Source organism: Caballeronia sp. INML1 (assembly GCF_023631085.1).
GTDB lineage: Bacteria > Pseudomonadota > Gammaproteobacteria > Burkholderiales > Burkholderiaceae > Caballeronia > Caballeronia turbans.
Genome location: NZ_JALQDT010000004.1, coordinates 95,237 through 108,356 on the forward strand (window position 1 = coordinate 95,237; position 13,120 = coordinate 108,356).

Annotated in this window: 12 protein-coding genes; 10 read left to right on the forward strand and 2 right to left on the reverse strand. The window is 61.3% G+C overall.

What is annotated here, in order from left to right; translation table 11 throughout:
* Nucleotides 1–24 precede the first annotated feature (24 nt).
* The 7 genes from NCR38_RS01490 (at nucleotide 25) to NCR38_RS01520 (ending at nucleotide 8,065) form a co-directional block, all read left to right on the forward strand.
* A complete protein-coding gene (locus tag NCR38_RS01490; protein ID WP_250476252.1) occupies nucleotides 25–1,227 on the forward strand; it encodes an MFS transporter in 1,203 nt (400 codons plus the stop codon).
* Nucleotides 1,228–1,345: 118 nt separating this feature from the next.
* A complete protein-coding gene (locus NCR38_RS01495; protein WP_250476253.1) occupies nucleotides 1,346–1,873 on the forward strand; it encodes a single-stranded DNA-binding protein in 528 nt (175 codons plus the stop codon).
* 429 nt (nucleotides 1,874–2,302) lie between these two features.
* Nucleotides 2,303–2,932 (forward strand): response regulator transcription factor, encoded by a 630-nt coding sequence (locus tag NCR38_RS01500; protein WP_284502105.1) that lies wholly within the window; start codon nucleotides 2,303–2,305, stop codon nucleotides 2,930–2,932.
* A complete protein-coding gene (locus NCR38_RS01505) occupies nucleotides 2,929–3,735 on the forward strand; it encodes a response regulator transcription factor (protein WP_250476255.1) in 807 nt (268 codons plus the stop codon). Before NCR38_RS01500 ends, NCR38_RS01505 begins: the two co-directional genes overlap by 4 nt.
* A gap of 110 nt (nucleotides 3,736–3,845) precedes the next feature.
* Complete coding sequence (locus NCR38_RS01510) at nucleotides 3,846–4,496, forward strand: response regulator transcription factor (RefSeq protein ID WP_250476256.1); 651 nt, start codon at nucleotides 3,846–3,848, stop codon at nucleotides 4,494–4,496.
* A gap of 270 nt (nucleotides 4,497–4,766) precedes the next feature.
* The gene (locus tag NCR38_RS34310) at nucleotides 4,767–6,524 is read left to right on the forward strand and encodes a histidine kinase dimerization/phospho-acceptor domain-containing protein (RefSeq protein ID WP_250476257.1); all 1,758 of its coding nucleotides are present in this window, start codon (nucleotides 4,767–4,769) and stop codon (nucleotides 6,522–6,524) included.
* A complete protein-coding gene (locus NCR38_RS01520; RefSeq protein WP_250476258.1) occupies nucleotides 6,515–8,065 on the forward strand; it encodes an ATP-binding protein in 1,551 nt (516 codons plus the stop codon). Before NCR38_RS34310 ends, NCR38_RS01520 begins: the two co-directional genes overlap by 10 nt.
* A gap of 40 nt (nucleotides 8,066–8,105) precedes the next feature.
* Here the strand turns inward: NCR38_RS01520 and NCR38_RS01525 are convergent, their stop codons facing one another.
* On the reverse strand, nucleotides 8,106–9,041 hold the full coding sequence (locus tag NCR38_RS01525) for a LysR family transcriptional regulator (RefSeq protein ID WP_250476259.1): 936 nt from the start codon (nucleotides 9,039–9,041) through the stop codon (nucleotides 8,106–8,108).
* Nucleotides 9,042–9,481: 440 nt separating this feature from the next.
* Between NCR38_RS01525 and NCR38_RS01530 the strand changes: the two genes are divergently transcribed.
* From NCR38_RS01530 to NCR38_RS01540, 3 genes are all read left to right on the forward strand, one after another.
* Complete coding sequence (locus NCR38_RS01530; RefSeq protein ID WP_250476347.1) at nucleotides 9,482–10,627, forward strand: porin; 1,146 nt, start codon at nucleotides 9,482–9,484, stop codon at nucleotides 10,625–10,627.
* A 219-nt stretch (nucleotides 10,628–10,846) separates the two neighbouring features.
* Nucleotides 10,847–11,248, forward strand: a complete 402-nt coding sequence (locus tag NCR38_RS01535) for a CHRD domain-containing protein (protein WP_409219250.1) — start codon at nucleotides 10,847–10,849, stop codon at nucleotides 11,246–11,248.
* 25 nt (nucleotides 11,249–11,273) lie between these two features.
* Nucleotides 11,274–12,200, forward strand: coding sequence for an alpha/beta hydrolase (locus NCR38_RS01540; RefSeq protein WP_250476261.1), 927 nt, complete (start codon nucleotides 11,274–11,276; stop codon nucleotides 12,198–12,200).
* Here the strand turns inward: NCR38_RS01540 and NCR38_RS01545 are convergent.
* On the reverse strand, nucleotides 12,170–13,018 hold the full coding sequence (locus tag NCR38_RS01545; RefSeq protein ID WP_061117857.1) for an EcsC family protein: 849 nt from the start codon (nucleotides 13,016–13,018) through the stop codon (nucleotides 12,170–12,172). The two genes, NCR38_RS01540 and NCR38_RS01545, sit on opposite strands and share 31 nt — an antisense overlap.
* Nucleotides 13,019–13,120 lie beyond the last annotated feature (102 nt).

Genomic DNA, 13,120 nt, shown 5'->3' on the forward strand with positions numbered 1-13,120 from the left:
ACCCTCATCCTTTTCCCGTTTCTGATGTCCAATCCGTCTGCCACGTCTACACGTCTCTCCGCGCCGGAGCTGCGCGCGACCGTGTCGCTCGCCGCCATCTTCGCACTGCGCATGCTCGGTCTGTTCATGATCATGCCGGTGTTTTCCGTCTACGCGAAAACCATCCCCGGCGGCGACAACGTGCTGCTCGTCGGCATCGCGCTGGGCGCCTACGGCGTCACGCAGTCGATGCTCTATATCTTCTACGGCTGGATTTCTGACAAGTTCGGGCGCAAGCCGGTCATCGCGTTCGGCTTGCTCGTGTTCGCGCTCGGGAGCTTCGTCGCGGCCATCGGGCATTCGATGGCGTGGATCATCGCCGGGCGCGTGATTCAGGGGATGGGCGCGGTGTCGTCGGCGGTGATCGCGTTCATCGCCGATCTGACTCACGAGGAAAACCGCACCAAGGCGATGGCGATGGTCGGCGGCAGTATCGGCGTGTCGTTCGCGGTGGCGATCGTCGGCGCGCCGATCGTTTTCCACTGGGTCGGCATGAGCGGACTGTTTACGGTGATCGGCGTGCTGTCGATCCTCGCGATCGGCGTCGTGTTCTGGATCGTGCCGGATCCGCCGGCGCATCCAGTCCACGTCAAGGCGCCGTTCGCGGAAGTCCTGCACAACGTCGAGCTGCTGCGTTTGAACTTCGGTGTGCTCGTGCTGCACGCCACCCAGACGGCGCTCTTTCTCGTCGTGCCGCGCATTCTGGAGGAAGGCGGGCTGCCGGTCGCGTCGCACTGGAAGATTTACCTCCCTGTGATGGCGCTCGCTTTCGTGATGATGGTTCCGGCGATCATCGCCGCAGAGAAACGTGGAAGAATGAAGAGCGTCATGCTGGGCGCGATCGGGCTTATCCTGATCGGCCAGTTGTTATTGGGCGCCGCTCCCCATACGCTGTGGTCCGTGGCCGCCATTCTGTTCGTGTACTTTCTCGGCTTCAACGTGCTCGAGGCGTCGCAGCCGTCTCTGGTGTCGAAGCTCGCACCGGGCACGAGAAAGGGCGCGGCGGCGGGCGTGTACAACACGACACAGTCGATCGGCCTTGCGCTTGGCGGGGTGATCGGCGGCTGGCTGCTCAAGCTCGACGGGCCGAGTGCGGTCTTCTTCGCCTGTTCGGGGCTGGTGCTCGCATGGCTCGTTGTCGCAGCATGGATGAAACCGCCGCCGCGCAGGGCCGAGCGCGTGGCCTGACAGATAGTTGAACCATCGAATCAAAGCCGGCTGGTATGGGCGAATCCACGTCTGAAGACCGGATCGTTCCAATCCCAGCATTCGGCTGACAGTTAGCAAGGAATCTACCGGAGAAATCATGGCATCAGTCAACAAGGTCATTCTCGTGGGCAATCTGGGCGCGGACCCGGAAACCCGCTACCTCCCGAGCGGCGACGCCGTGGCCAACATCCGTCTCGCGACGACGGACCGCTACAAGGACAAGAGCTCCGGCGAATTCAAGGAACTCACGGAGTGGCATCGCGTGGCGTTCTTCGGCCGGCTCGCGGAGATCGTGAACGAATATCTGAAGAAGGGCTCGTCGGTGTATATCGAAGGCCGTATCCGCACGCGCAAATGGACCGACCAATCGGGCCAGGAGCGCTATTCGACGGAAATCGTCGCGGACCAGATGCAGATGCTCGGCGGCCGCGGCGGCGCGGTTGGCGGCGGCGATGAAGGCAGCTACAGCCGAAGCGCGCCGATGGAGCGTTCCGGCGGCGGGCGCGCGCCTGCGAGCGGACGCCCGAGCGGTGGCGGAGCGGGAGGCGCAGGCGCCGGTTCGAGCCGCCCGAGCGCGCCGGCGGGCGGCGGCTTCGACGACATGGACGACGATATCCCGTTCTGACGAACAGGAAACGATTTGCGCATCGAAAGGATGGGCCTCCGGCTGAATTAGCCCGAGGCCCATTTTTTCGCTCCGGCAAGGCGCTTTCCGAATTATCGCGTGCGCTCCCCCTTTTCTCGCCGGACATATTAATCTCTCGATATGCGTGGGGCGAGCGGCGATGTCTAATCGGACTTCTCCTATGGCCTGTGATTTATTCGCGTCCTATTTTTGAAGTAATTGTTCAAGAGAATAAAGAACATAATTTTGCTTGATGTCATTGATTTAGGCATTTTCACCGTATTTGATCATCGATTTTGTCGAGCACAGATTCGGGTAAAAGCGCGCCTATCGATTACCGTCTCGGATTAATCCGCTGAGCAGGTCGACCCAAGCAAACTCACCAAGACCAGCAACTTCAATGGGGGCCTCTTGAAGCTTCGAATAATATTGGCTGACGATCATCCTTTCGTACTCCTTGGGATGAAAGCGCTCTTTGCCGCAGACCGTGGAATTGAGGTCGTCGGCGAGGCAAATAACGCGAGCACTTTGCTGGCCGAGCTTGCCGTCAAGTCATGCGACGTTTTGGTCACGGACTTCGCCATGCCCGAGCCGGGTGGAGATGCGAATGACGGCCTTCGTCTCATCCGCAAAGTGCGTCAGGATTTCGAAAACGTCAGCATCGTCGTGCTCACTAGCGTCAGCAATGTCGCGATTCTGCGCTCCATCTTGAACGCCGGCGCGATGAGCCTCGTCAGCAAGGCCGAGCCGATCGAACTCGTTGGGACGGCCGTGCGGCATGCGAGCGTCGGACGTCGCTTCGTGAGCGCGTCGTTTCTCGCCGCGCTCGCGGAGGCGGGCACGGAGACGGACTTTTCGGCCGAGGAGCCGCGCCTTTCGCCGAGAGAGATCGAAGTCGTCCGCCTGTTTGCCAAAGGTCATTCAATTACAGAGATCGCGAGAGAGCTCGAGCGCGACGTCCGCACCATCAGTCGCCAGAAGCGCGACGCGATGAATAAGCTCGGCGTACGAAACGATCCCGGATTGTTCGCATTCGTTCGCGCGCGCGGACTCGGATGAATTTTGTTGTGCGTTTTTCATTTCAGATGCGTCTTATGTATCTAAATAATTCGGTATCCGATGCTTATGTTTCATTTCCGGATTCAGAATCGGGTCCGCAGTTCGATAAGGGGTTGGAGTCAATGGAGTTCGGGAACGGGAGCCAAGTGTTCTCGCACGCTAAACGGATAAGACTGGCGATAGCGGATGACCATCCTCTCGTCATCCTTGCAGTCGAGCGTTTTGCCGGGAATTTTCCCAGTGTGGAAGTGGTGAGTCGTAGCACGAATTCGACACAGCTCGAAGAGTCGCTGGCTCGCGGCGAATGCGACGTAGCGATCATCGACTTCTTCATGCCGGGCGGGCGCTACGGTGACGGCATCGAGCTGATTCAGCATATAGCGAACCGGTATCCCGAAGTTCGCATCGTCGTCCTGTCACGCAACGACGACGCCTCGATCGTGAAACAAGCACTGGAGGCAGGGGCGCATGCGTTCCTGAGCAAGGAGGACCGGCTCGACCTGATCTACGTGGCCATTGTTTCGGCCATCGCCAATGAGACCTACCTCGGACCAGGCATTCGCCGAATGCTGGCACTCGCGGACTCTGAAAGTCATGCACGCTTCATTCGTCAGAGACTCACGAGTCGTGAGCTGGATGTGATCGAGCGCTATGCCCGCGGCGCGAACGTCACCGAGATCGCGAAGGAACTCGACCGTAGTGTGAAGACAATCAGCGCGCAGAAGTGTGCGGCCATGCGAAAGCTCGATCTGTCGACCGACGCTGATTTGTATCGATTCATCGCAGATAGCGGCTTGATCTAAGGCGGACTGGGCAGCGCGGGGGCGGTTAGCAGTAAAGGCCGGCAAGGAGACAGCGCTCAGTCGGTCGACGACTGTGGCGCGCCGGACAACTTCAACAGAACGCACAAACAATGACAACAAAAACGCTGAAACGAGCGATTGTTGCGGACGACCATCCGGTTGTCATCAAAGGAATCCAAAGCTTCCTGGAGCAAGACGGCGCGATACGAGTGGTCGCCACCGCGCGGGACACGCTGGAGCTTGCGGAGGCGGTCGATACGACGCCGTGCGACTTCGTTTTCTCGGATATCGGCATGCGCGGTATCGACGGCGAAAGCAGTTCGATCGCTTTTCTTCGGCGTTTGGCGTGGCAGGAACGACGCCCGAAGGTCATCGTCCTGACGATGATTTCACAGACGCGAATGCTGGCGGGCCTGGTTCAACTCGGCGTGGATGGCCTGATCGACAAGCGCGACGGACTCGAATACTTGCGCGACGCGATATCGGTGGCTGAGGCGGGCGGCTGCTTCCTTTCGCCGCGCGTGGAGGCGGCGGTGAGTCATCTGCCGGCGACATCGCCGGCGCGCGCAGGCGTATTGAGCCGGCGAGAGTGGGAAGTATTTCAGCTCTATGCACGCGGCCTTCTCATTCACGAAATCGCGGATCACTTCGGGCGAAGCCGCAAGACAATCGCGACGCAGAAGCGAAGCGGCATGCGCAAGCTGGGCCTCGAAAGCGAAGAGGAAATGGTTGCATATCTGCAGCAGGTCGGATTGATCTGAGTCGGCGTGGCCGTCAGCAACGCCCGATTCTAAAGCAAATTGGGACGGTTCTTATTCGATTCCGATGCATTGCGGATCAGACTCAACTCATTTGCTTCGACAGGCAAGCATGAAGCGCGTTGGCATTCGTCCGTCAAAAGCGGCGGACTGACATCGTGGGCTTGCCCGGCCGGCCACGCAGCTTTCGTTGCACGCGTCGGCCTCGTATCCGAGGGGTTCGAATTGAGATTCCTGTTCGCACGTTGTCTGCTTCTACTCGCCCTGATCAGCGTGACTGTCCCGCTATCCAGCCAGGCAGCCGAGGCGCATGTTCACACGAGGGCCTCACAGCCAACAGTTGGCGTCCGGGCCGAACCGAAGAGCGCAGCAGCCACGCTGAATCTCGACGAACCCGAGCGCAGTTATCTGCGCACGTTGAAGCCCGTCGCCGTCGGATTGATCGAGGCAACGGGCGACTCTGCCGATGAGTCGCTCCAGCGGCCAGAAGTCGCACTGGAAGACATCGAGAAATCGCTCGGCGTCACGTTCCAACCGAAGCACTTCAGCGATTGGGCAAGGGCCGCGTCGGCCTTTCAGCGGGGCGAGATCGACATGATCGTCGCGCCGAGCCCGCCGGAAAGGCTTAACTACGCCATGCACTCCGAGTTGCATCCGCTCGATCTGCTCATCGGGCGCGCATTCGCGCAATCGGGGGCGTCGCAATCCGGAGGCCCGCAGACGGCTGCATCCGCCGGCTGGAACGTCACGGCGTTGCGTCTGCTGCCGGCGCTCATCGGCATTGCCGCTGTGCTGTTAGTCACGCTGCGCGCCTTCATTCGACTGCAACAGGAAATGAACCGGCGCATCGAAACGGAGCAGCGTCTCGGGACGCAACTCAGTTTTCAGCAAACCATGATGGAGGTGGTTCCGTACCCGCTCGTCGCGAAGGACATGCAGAACCGCTACATCATGGTGAATCGCGCCTTCGAGGAAGTGCTCGGGGTGCAGCGCGAAGACATTATCGGGCGCACGAGCCTCGAGGTGACGGCGTGGGGTGAAGCGCATAGCCGCGTGCTGAATGAACTGACAGGTACGACGCTGGCCACCGGTCAGCGACAGGAAGTCGAAGCTGAGTTCCTCGACAATCAGAATCACCCGCGGTGCGGCCTTTTCTGGACCGGCGCATTCACGGCATTGAACGGGGAGCGAGCGGGCGTCGTCGGCACGATGATCGACATCACCGATATCCGCGACGCCGAAACCCGCGCGCGGCAAACCGAGCGGCGGCTTCGCGACGTGACGCGATCGCTGCCGGCAGTCGTGTTCCAGTTGCGGCGCGCAAGCGACGGCACATACAGCCTTCCCTATATCGACGGCGATACCCGGCAGTTGCTCGCACTGGACGTCGTCGCACTGGCTGACGATCCGATTCACGCGTTGACGCGCATTCACGCCGACGACAGCGCGCGTCTGCTCGAAGAAATCGAAGCGTCGGCGCGCACACTCGAGCCGCTGCATACCGAGTTTCGCTCAACGGTGGAAGGCGTTACCCGCTGGATTCGCGCCGACCTCGTCGCGCAGCGTGAGGACGACGGGGCCGTGGTCTGGAGCGGCTATTGGGCCGATGCCAGCGTGGAGCGCGCCCGCGCGGACGAACTCGCCCGAGCACGGGATATCGCCGAAGCCGCGTCGCGCGCGAAGGACGACTTCCTGGCGATGATGAGTCACGAGATCCGCACGCCGATGAACGGCGTTTTGGGGCTCGTCGAAGTGCTCCAGAACACGCCGATGAATTCCGATCAGTCGCAGATGCTCGGCATGATTCAGGATTCCGCGAGTGCGCTCCTGCAGATCCTGGACGATCTCCTCGACTATTCGAAGATCGAGGCCAACCGGTTGACGATCGAGTCGACTCCGATCGATTTGCGCGAACTCGTCGATAGTGCGGTCGGCCTGCTCGCCGGAAGGGCGCACGAAAAGGGTCTTCGCGTGCGTGTCGACGTGGCGCCGGAAGTGGCTGCGACGGTAAGGGGCGAAGCGTGCGCCTGAGGCAGGTTCTCTTCAACCTGATGAGTAACGCGATCAAGTTCACGATCAAGGGCGATGTCGCGCTCCACGTACGCGCGATCGAGCAGGGCGCATCGGAACAGGTGATCGAACTATGTGTGAAGGACACCGGCATCGGGATTGCCGCGGAGGCTCAGCAAAGCCTGTTCGAGCCGTTCGTGCAAGCGGAGACTTCCACGACGCGCCGCTTCGGCGGCACCGGGCTCGGGCTGACGATCTGCAATCGTCTCGTCGAATTGATGGGCGGCGCGATGAGTCTCGAAAGCGCGATCGGCGTCGGAACGGCGATGACCGTTCGTCTCGCAATGCCCATCGAAACGTTGCGATATCAGATCGACGGGTTGCGCGGAAAGCGGGGCATCGTCGCGATCGACGACGACCGAGTAGCGGCAGCGCTCATGCACTATGGCGAGGCGCTCGGTCTCGCGTTGCAGCGCTACACGCCCAACGAACTCGCGCGGTCGCAGCCGGGGTCGCTCGACGACATCGAGATCGTCTTTCTGAGCGATACGCACACGCTCGCGCTTCCGCTCGGTTCGCGCGTGATTCACATGACCGAAAAGCCAAAGCCCACCGGATACCGGATTCTCGAAGATGACATCCGCGTGAGCGTCAATCCGATTTCATGGCACGGGCTTGGCGCGGCTTGCGTCGCAGCATTGACAGGCATGACGCAGATCGCATCGGGACTCACGCTCCGCCACGAAGCAAAGATGGCGGCGCCGGACCGGGAAGACGCACTGCGCAGCGGCAAACTCGTGCTCGTGGCCGAGGATCATCCGGTGAACCAGGAACTGATCCGTCATCAGCTCTCGCTGCTCGGTTTCGCCTGCGATGTCGTGCACGATGGTGCCGAGGCGTACGCCGCGCTGGCGGATACGCGCTATGGCTTTCTGATCACGGACTGCCACATGCCGAACATGACGGGGTACGAACTGGCGCGTCGGATCCGGGCCGATGAAGCCGGCACGACGCGTCGCCTGCCGATTCTCGGCATAACGGCGAGCACCGCGCCCGACGAACTGCAGCGGTGCCGCGACGCGGGCATGGATGACCGGCTCGTCAAGCCGACCCGGCTCGCGACGTTGCGCGAACATCTGAACCGCTGGTGGGTGACCGAGGCTGCCGCGCCCGAGACCGGCGCGCATTCACCGCAAGCTACCGACGTGCCGGCGCGCGACGACGATGATCTCGACCTGAGCGCGATGGCTCAGCTATGGGGGAGTGAAACGACCGTGAAGGCATTGCTGGACGCGTTCGTATCGTCGTTCCGCGAGGATCTCGTGACGCTTCGGCAGTTGCTCGATCGCGGCACGGTGGACGATCTACGGGATTGGCATCATCGTGTCGTCGGGGCGGCCAGCGTTTTGCAGTATCGGCCGCTGCTTGGTGCGCTGAAGGATTTTCGTCGGGATCTGCATGTGAAGACCCGCGACGCACGCCGGCGCGAAGGCTTTGCCTTGATCGCGCGATGCGAACAACTCGTCGAGCGCATCCAGGCGAAAGGTGCCGCACTTGCCTGATGGGGCGACGTGGCGCAACGGCGCCGCGTCCGCCTACTTCTTAATCCAGAAATGTCTCGGGACTCGCATCGACCGGTTCGCGGTCGCGGAAGTGGGCCAGCGCGAAGTCCACGAATGTGCGCGTCTTGGCCGGCACGTGTCGGCGTCCCGGGTAGACAATCGACACTTCCTTGTCCGCATCCTTGAGCGAATAGCCCGGCAGCAGGCGCACGAGCGAACCCGTTTCGATGTCCTGCGCCACATAGCTCTCCGGCAGCACCGCGATTCCCATTCCTGAAAGCGCCGCTTGCCGCAACATGTGCGAGCTGTTCACGGTGTATGCCGGATCGAGGGCGACGCTTTCCTCCACGCCCGAAGGTCCGACAAAGGACCACGTCGATCCATGAATATCCGCGGTTGGCGCGAGAAACGCGTGTGCCGCCAGCAACGCCGGACGGTCGGGCGCACGGCGCCGCGAAAGATAGGCCGGCGATGCGACGAGCACGGCCGCCACTTTCACCAGCGGGCGGTTGATCAGCATGCCGCTGTTGACGAGATGCGGCACGACGATGCCGACGTCGAAGCCTTCCGCGACGAGATCGACCGGACGATGCAACAGCGTCACACGGAGCTTCACATTCGAATATCGCTCCATGAATCCGCGCAGCATCGGCGTGAGCCCGAGCAATGAAAAAGATGCCGATGCCACCAGCTTGAGCGTGCCCGAGGGATCGACGGAGCTGGTTCCCACCGATGCCTCGATCGTCTCGATCTGATCGATCACCACACGGCAGCCTTCGGCATAAGCGCGCCCAGCCTCCGTGAGAGAGACGCTGCGCGTGGTTCGGTTCAGCAAGCGCGTGTTGAGATGCGCTTCGAGCAGTGAGACGTAGCGCGTTATCACGGCGTTGGAGAGATCGAGCGCGGCAGCGGCGCGGCCGAATGACTCTGTTTCCGACACCTTAAGAAAGACGCGCATCGCTTGAAGTTGATTCATTGGGCGAGCGATTTGAGAAACGCTTTTAGACGCTTCGAGTATGCGAAGGAGGCAAGCGGTTGGAGCGCAGCCTCGCGTGCGCGATGTTATAGCGCAAAGGGATGTTCGGAAATCGGAGGCTTCTGATCTCGATCAGGTGTCTCAATGTAACCACTGTCGTATGTGTGCAACTAAACCCTCACAACGCACCGGCGACGACCGTGTGATGCGATCTGTAAGTTCAGGCGCCGTAAGTATTTATCCATATCGAAATTACATTTTTCGAATTATTCGAAAAGGCTTTTGTGTTTCGTTTGGCCGTTTCTCAAAAAGACCGGGCAATAAACTTTGTCGTGCCGAATATCGGTGCTGAGCTAAACGAGCAAAGAGGCAATCCAAGCTCGACAGGCGTTCGGCCTGAAGCAACCCATCGAGTCTCACGACTCAGCAAAGGAACTCGCATGAAAAAGAATTTGATCGTCACGGCCATCGCAGCTCTGGCCGCATCGTTCGCAGGCGCTGCGAACGCGCAAAGCAGCGTCACGCTGTATGGTTTGATCGACGCAGGCTTCACGTACGTGAATAACGTGCCGGCTACGGATGGCTCCGATAGCATCAAGGGCAGCTCGTTCCAAATGAAGGGCGGCAACGTGCAGATGAGCCGTTGGGGCCTGCGCGGCACCGAAGATCTGGGCGGCGGCATGAAGGCGATCTTCACGTTGGAGAACGGCTTCGACGTGACCAACGGCACCTCGATTGGCGGCAGCGGCTTCGGCCGTCAGGCTTTCGTCGGCCTGTCGACCAATGCAGGTACGGTAACGCTGGGTCGCCAGACCGACTCCGTGACCGACTACCTCGGCCCGCTTAGCGCGACTGGCACGTGGGGCGGTACGTACTTCGCGCACCCGGGCAATCTGGATAACCTGAACGGCGACGACTTCCGCGAGAACAACTCGATCAAGTTCCAAAGCGCGAACTACGCCGGCTTCTCGTTCAGCGGCCTGTATGGCTTTTCGAACGTGGGTAACTTCGCAGCGAACCGTGCATACAGCATCGGCGCGGGCTACGCGAACGCTGGTCTGAAGCTCGGCCTCGCATACATGCAAGGGAACGGTGTCGGCGGCAATGCTCGGGGTGCGATTACGGACTTCGTGTTCCTGAACAACGACGACAACCAAGTCGCCACCGACGTTCGTCAGCGCACGTTCGGCGCGGGCGCGAGCTATTCGATTGGCGCTGCGACGTTCGGCGCGTTGTGGACGCAGACCCGTCTGGATCGTAACTCGTCCGACGGTTCGGTTATCACCAACAACTACGAAGTCAACGGTCGTTACGCGCTCACCCCGGCATTGTCGCTGGGCGCTGCGTACACGTACAGCCGCTACCGCGACAGCTTCTTGAGCGACGCCGCGGTCCATGCGCACCAGTTCGGCCTGCAGACGGACTACGCGTTGTCCAAGCGCACTGACATCTATGCTGAAGGCGTAGTGCAGATCGCCAGCGGCGGTGACGAAGGCGTGTATCCGGCTGCCGGCATCAATGGCGTTCCGACTTCGACGAGCAGCCGTCAAGTCGTTCTCTCGACGGGTATCCGTCACCGCTTCTAAAGCCATCGGAGCAATACCGAGCTTTAGCTAGTTAGAAAAGGGCGCCGCAAGGCGCCCTTTTCGCATGTTTGCCTGTTGCCACTGAGGCGAAGCGCATCCCGCATTCGGATGCTCTACCATGGCGATGTGGTCATCGCATCGAAAACGCGCTGTCCGCCAAACAGGAGAAGAGCCATGACCTCGACATGCAGACCACATGTACGCTGGACGACCGTTCTGATGTTCGCCATTCTCGCGTCAGGCGCGGCTCGTGCGGACACCGTCGCCCTGAAAGCCAATCTCCAGCCCTCGAGTGAAGTCCCGCCGCGCGTGAGCAAAGGTCACGGCACAGTGGACGCGACGTTCGATACCGACACCAAAGTATTCACCTGGACCGCAACCTACGCGGAGTTATCGGGCCCCGTGACGATGGCTCATTTCCACGGCCCCGCGCCGGTCGGTCAGAACGCGAAAGTGCAAGTGCCCATCGACAAGAAAGCCCTCGCGAGTCCCATGAAAGGACAGGCGACGCTATCGGAACAACAAGTAAACGACCTGATGACCGGGCAGTGGTACTTCAACATCCACACGCAGGAAAATCCGACTGGCGAGATCCGCGGTCAGGTGATGCCGGCGAATTGAAACGCACCGGCCGGATCAATCAACGATGAGCTGGCAGAGCACCCTGGCTTGCTGGGCCGTACGCACGCGCATGCGCCCGCACAGCGCGAAGCCCGAACTCGACGTCGAGTTGGCGCGAAGCTACGCCTCGCGTCGAATCTGGTCGCCGCGCGTGCCGAAAGGCTGGCGGCTCGATACGCGCGACCCGAGCGGCGAATGGCTCACACCGCCGACCAATCCACGTGCAACCATTCTCTATCTGCACGGTGGAGGCTATTACTTCTGCTCGCCGCGCAGTCATCGGGCGATTACGTTCGGGTTGGCCACGCAGGCAAATGCGCGCGTCTTCTCGCTCGATTACCGCCTTGCGCCGGAACATCGCTTTCCCGCAGCGCTCGACGATAGCGTTGCCGCATACCGTCGCTTGCTCGGAGACGGCATTCCGGCACAATGGATCGCGATTGCAGGGGACTCGGCCGGCGGCGGCCTCGCGCTCGCGACGCTCCTCGCGCTGCGCGACGCGGGAGATCCGCTTCCCGCGGCTGCGGTGCTGTTTTCGCCGTGGACGGATCTGACCTGCAGCGGCTCGTCGATGCGAACCAACGACGGCCGCGATCCGATGTATCACGCGGCCATCTTTCCTCGCGTGGCCGCGCAGTATCTCGGCGCAGCCGACGCGCGACATCCTTACGCCTCGCCGGTATTCGGCCAGTTCGAAAGCATGCCGCCGCTGCTGATTCAGGTCGGCGACACCGAACTGTTGCTCGACGATTCGACTCGCGTCGCGACCAAAGCGCGCGCGGCCGGCGTGCGCGTCGAACTGGAGATCTGGCGCAACGTTCCGCACATCTTCCAGATCTGGGCGCCGTTCATGCCCGAAGCAAGCGACGCGCTCGCGCGCGCCGCCGCGTTTATCGACGCCGCGACCTCCGCGCCCCGGACTCATCTGCCGCCCATGACCTCGATCGTCTGATAGGCACGTTCGACGGCCGGCGCGCCATAGCGCCGCTCGAGCCTGCGCACGGTGAAGTGGCCATGCGCCATCTGCTGGAAGTGGTCGATGAACACCGTGTTGACCATCGCGCCGAGCACTGCGCCGATCGCCGGAATGGACTTCGCGGCCACTTGCTCGCTGACCTGCACCGAAAACCTCGATGCGATCGTCTGCAAAAACTTGAGCAACGCCGTCGATCCATGACTGCCGAGTCCCTTCGCCGCGATCTCGTTCGTCGCGCGCGACACGGACTGCGCGAGCGCGCCGCGCACAATGAAATAGCCGAGATCGGCGTTGTCGTCGCTGGCTTTCGTGCCGCCCATGCCGAGCACCATCATGCATTGCAGCTGGGTTTCGACGCGATGCACGTCCTCGCCCTCGCTACGCGCGATATCGCAAATCGAGCGGAACATCAGCGTGGTTGTCACCGGCAATTCGACAGGCAATGCGAACAGTCCGAAAGCGCCGCCTGCCGCGCCGGTCGTCGCGACGGCCAGCTTGTGCATCAGATTGTGCGGTTTGTCGGGAGGCGGCGCGAGCAGCGAACTGGACGGCGCGCTCTTGCCGAGCGTGCGCAATGCGAGCTGGAGGCACTTTCTCAGCGCCAGTTGCGTCGCGTCGTCGACCTTCTCTTGCGCGGCGGCAGGCAAGCGGCCCATCAGTTTTTCGATGGGCGCCCCGACGACGCTCGCCAGCTTCATCGTCAGCGACGGGCTTTCCAGCGCTTCCTTCGCGCGTGTGAGCGCCGCAAAATCTTCGGTTGTGAGCGGCGAGGTGATGATCGGCGTCGGTTCCATGCGATGTCTTCTGTCCGGTAAATGGTGAGTTGCCACGCAAATTAGAGCGCGGCGCCGTGCTATGATTCCATTTCAATTGACTAGTCAATCATTGCGTCTACA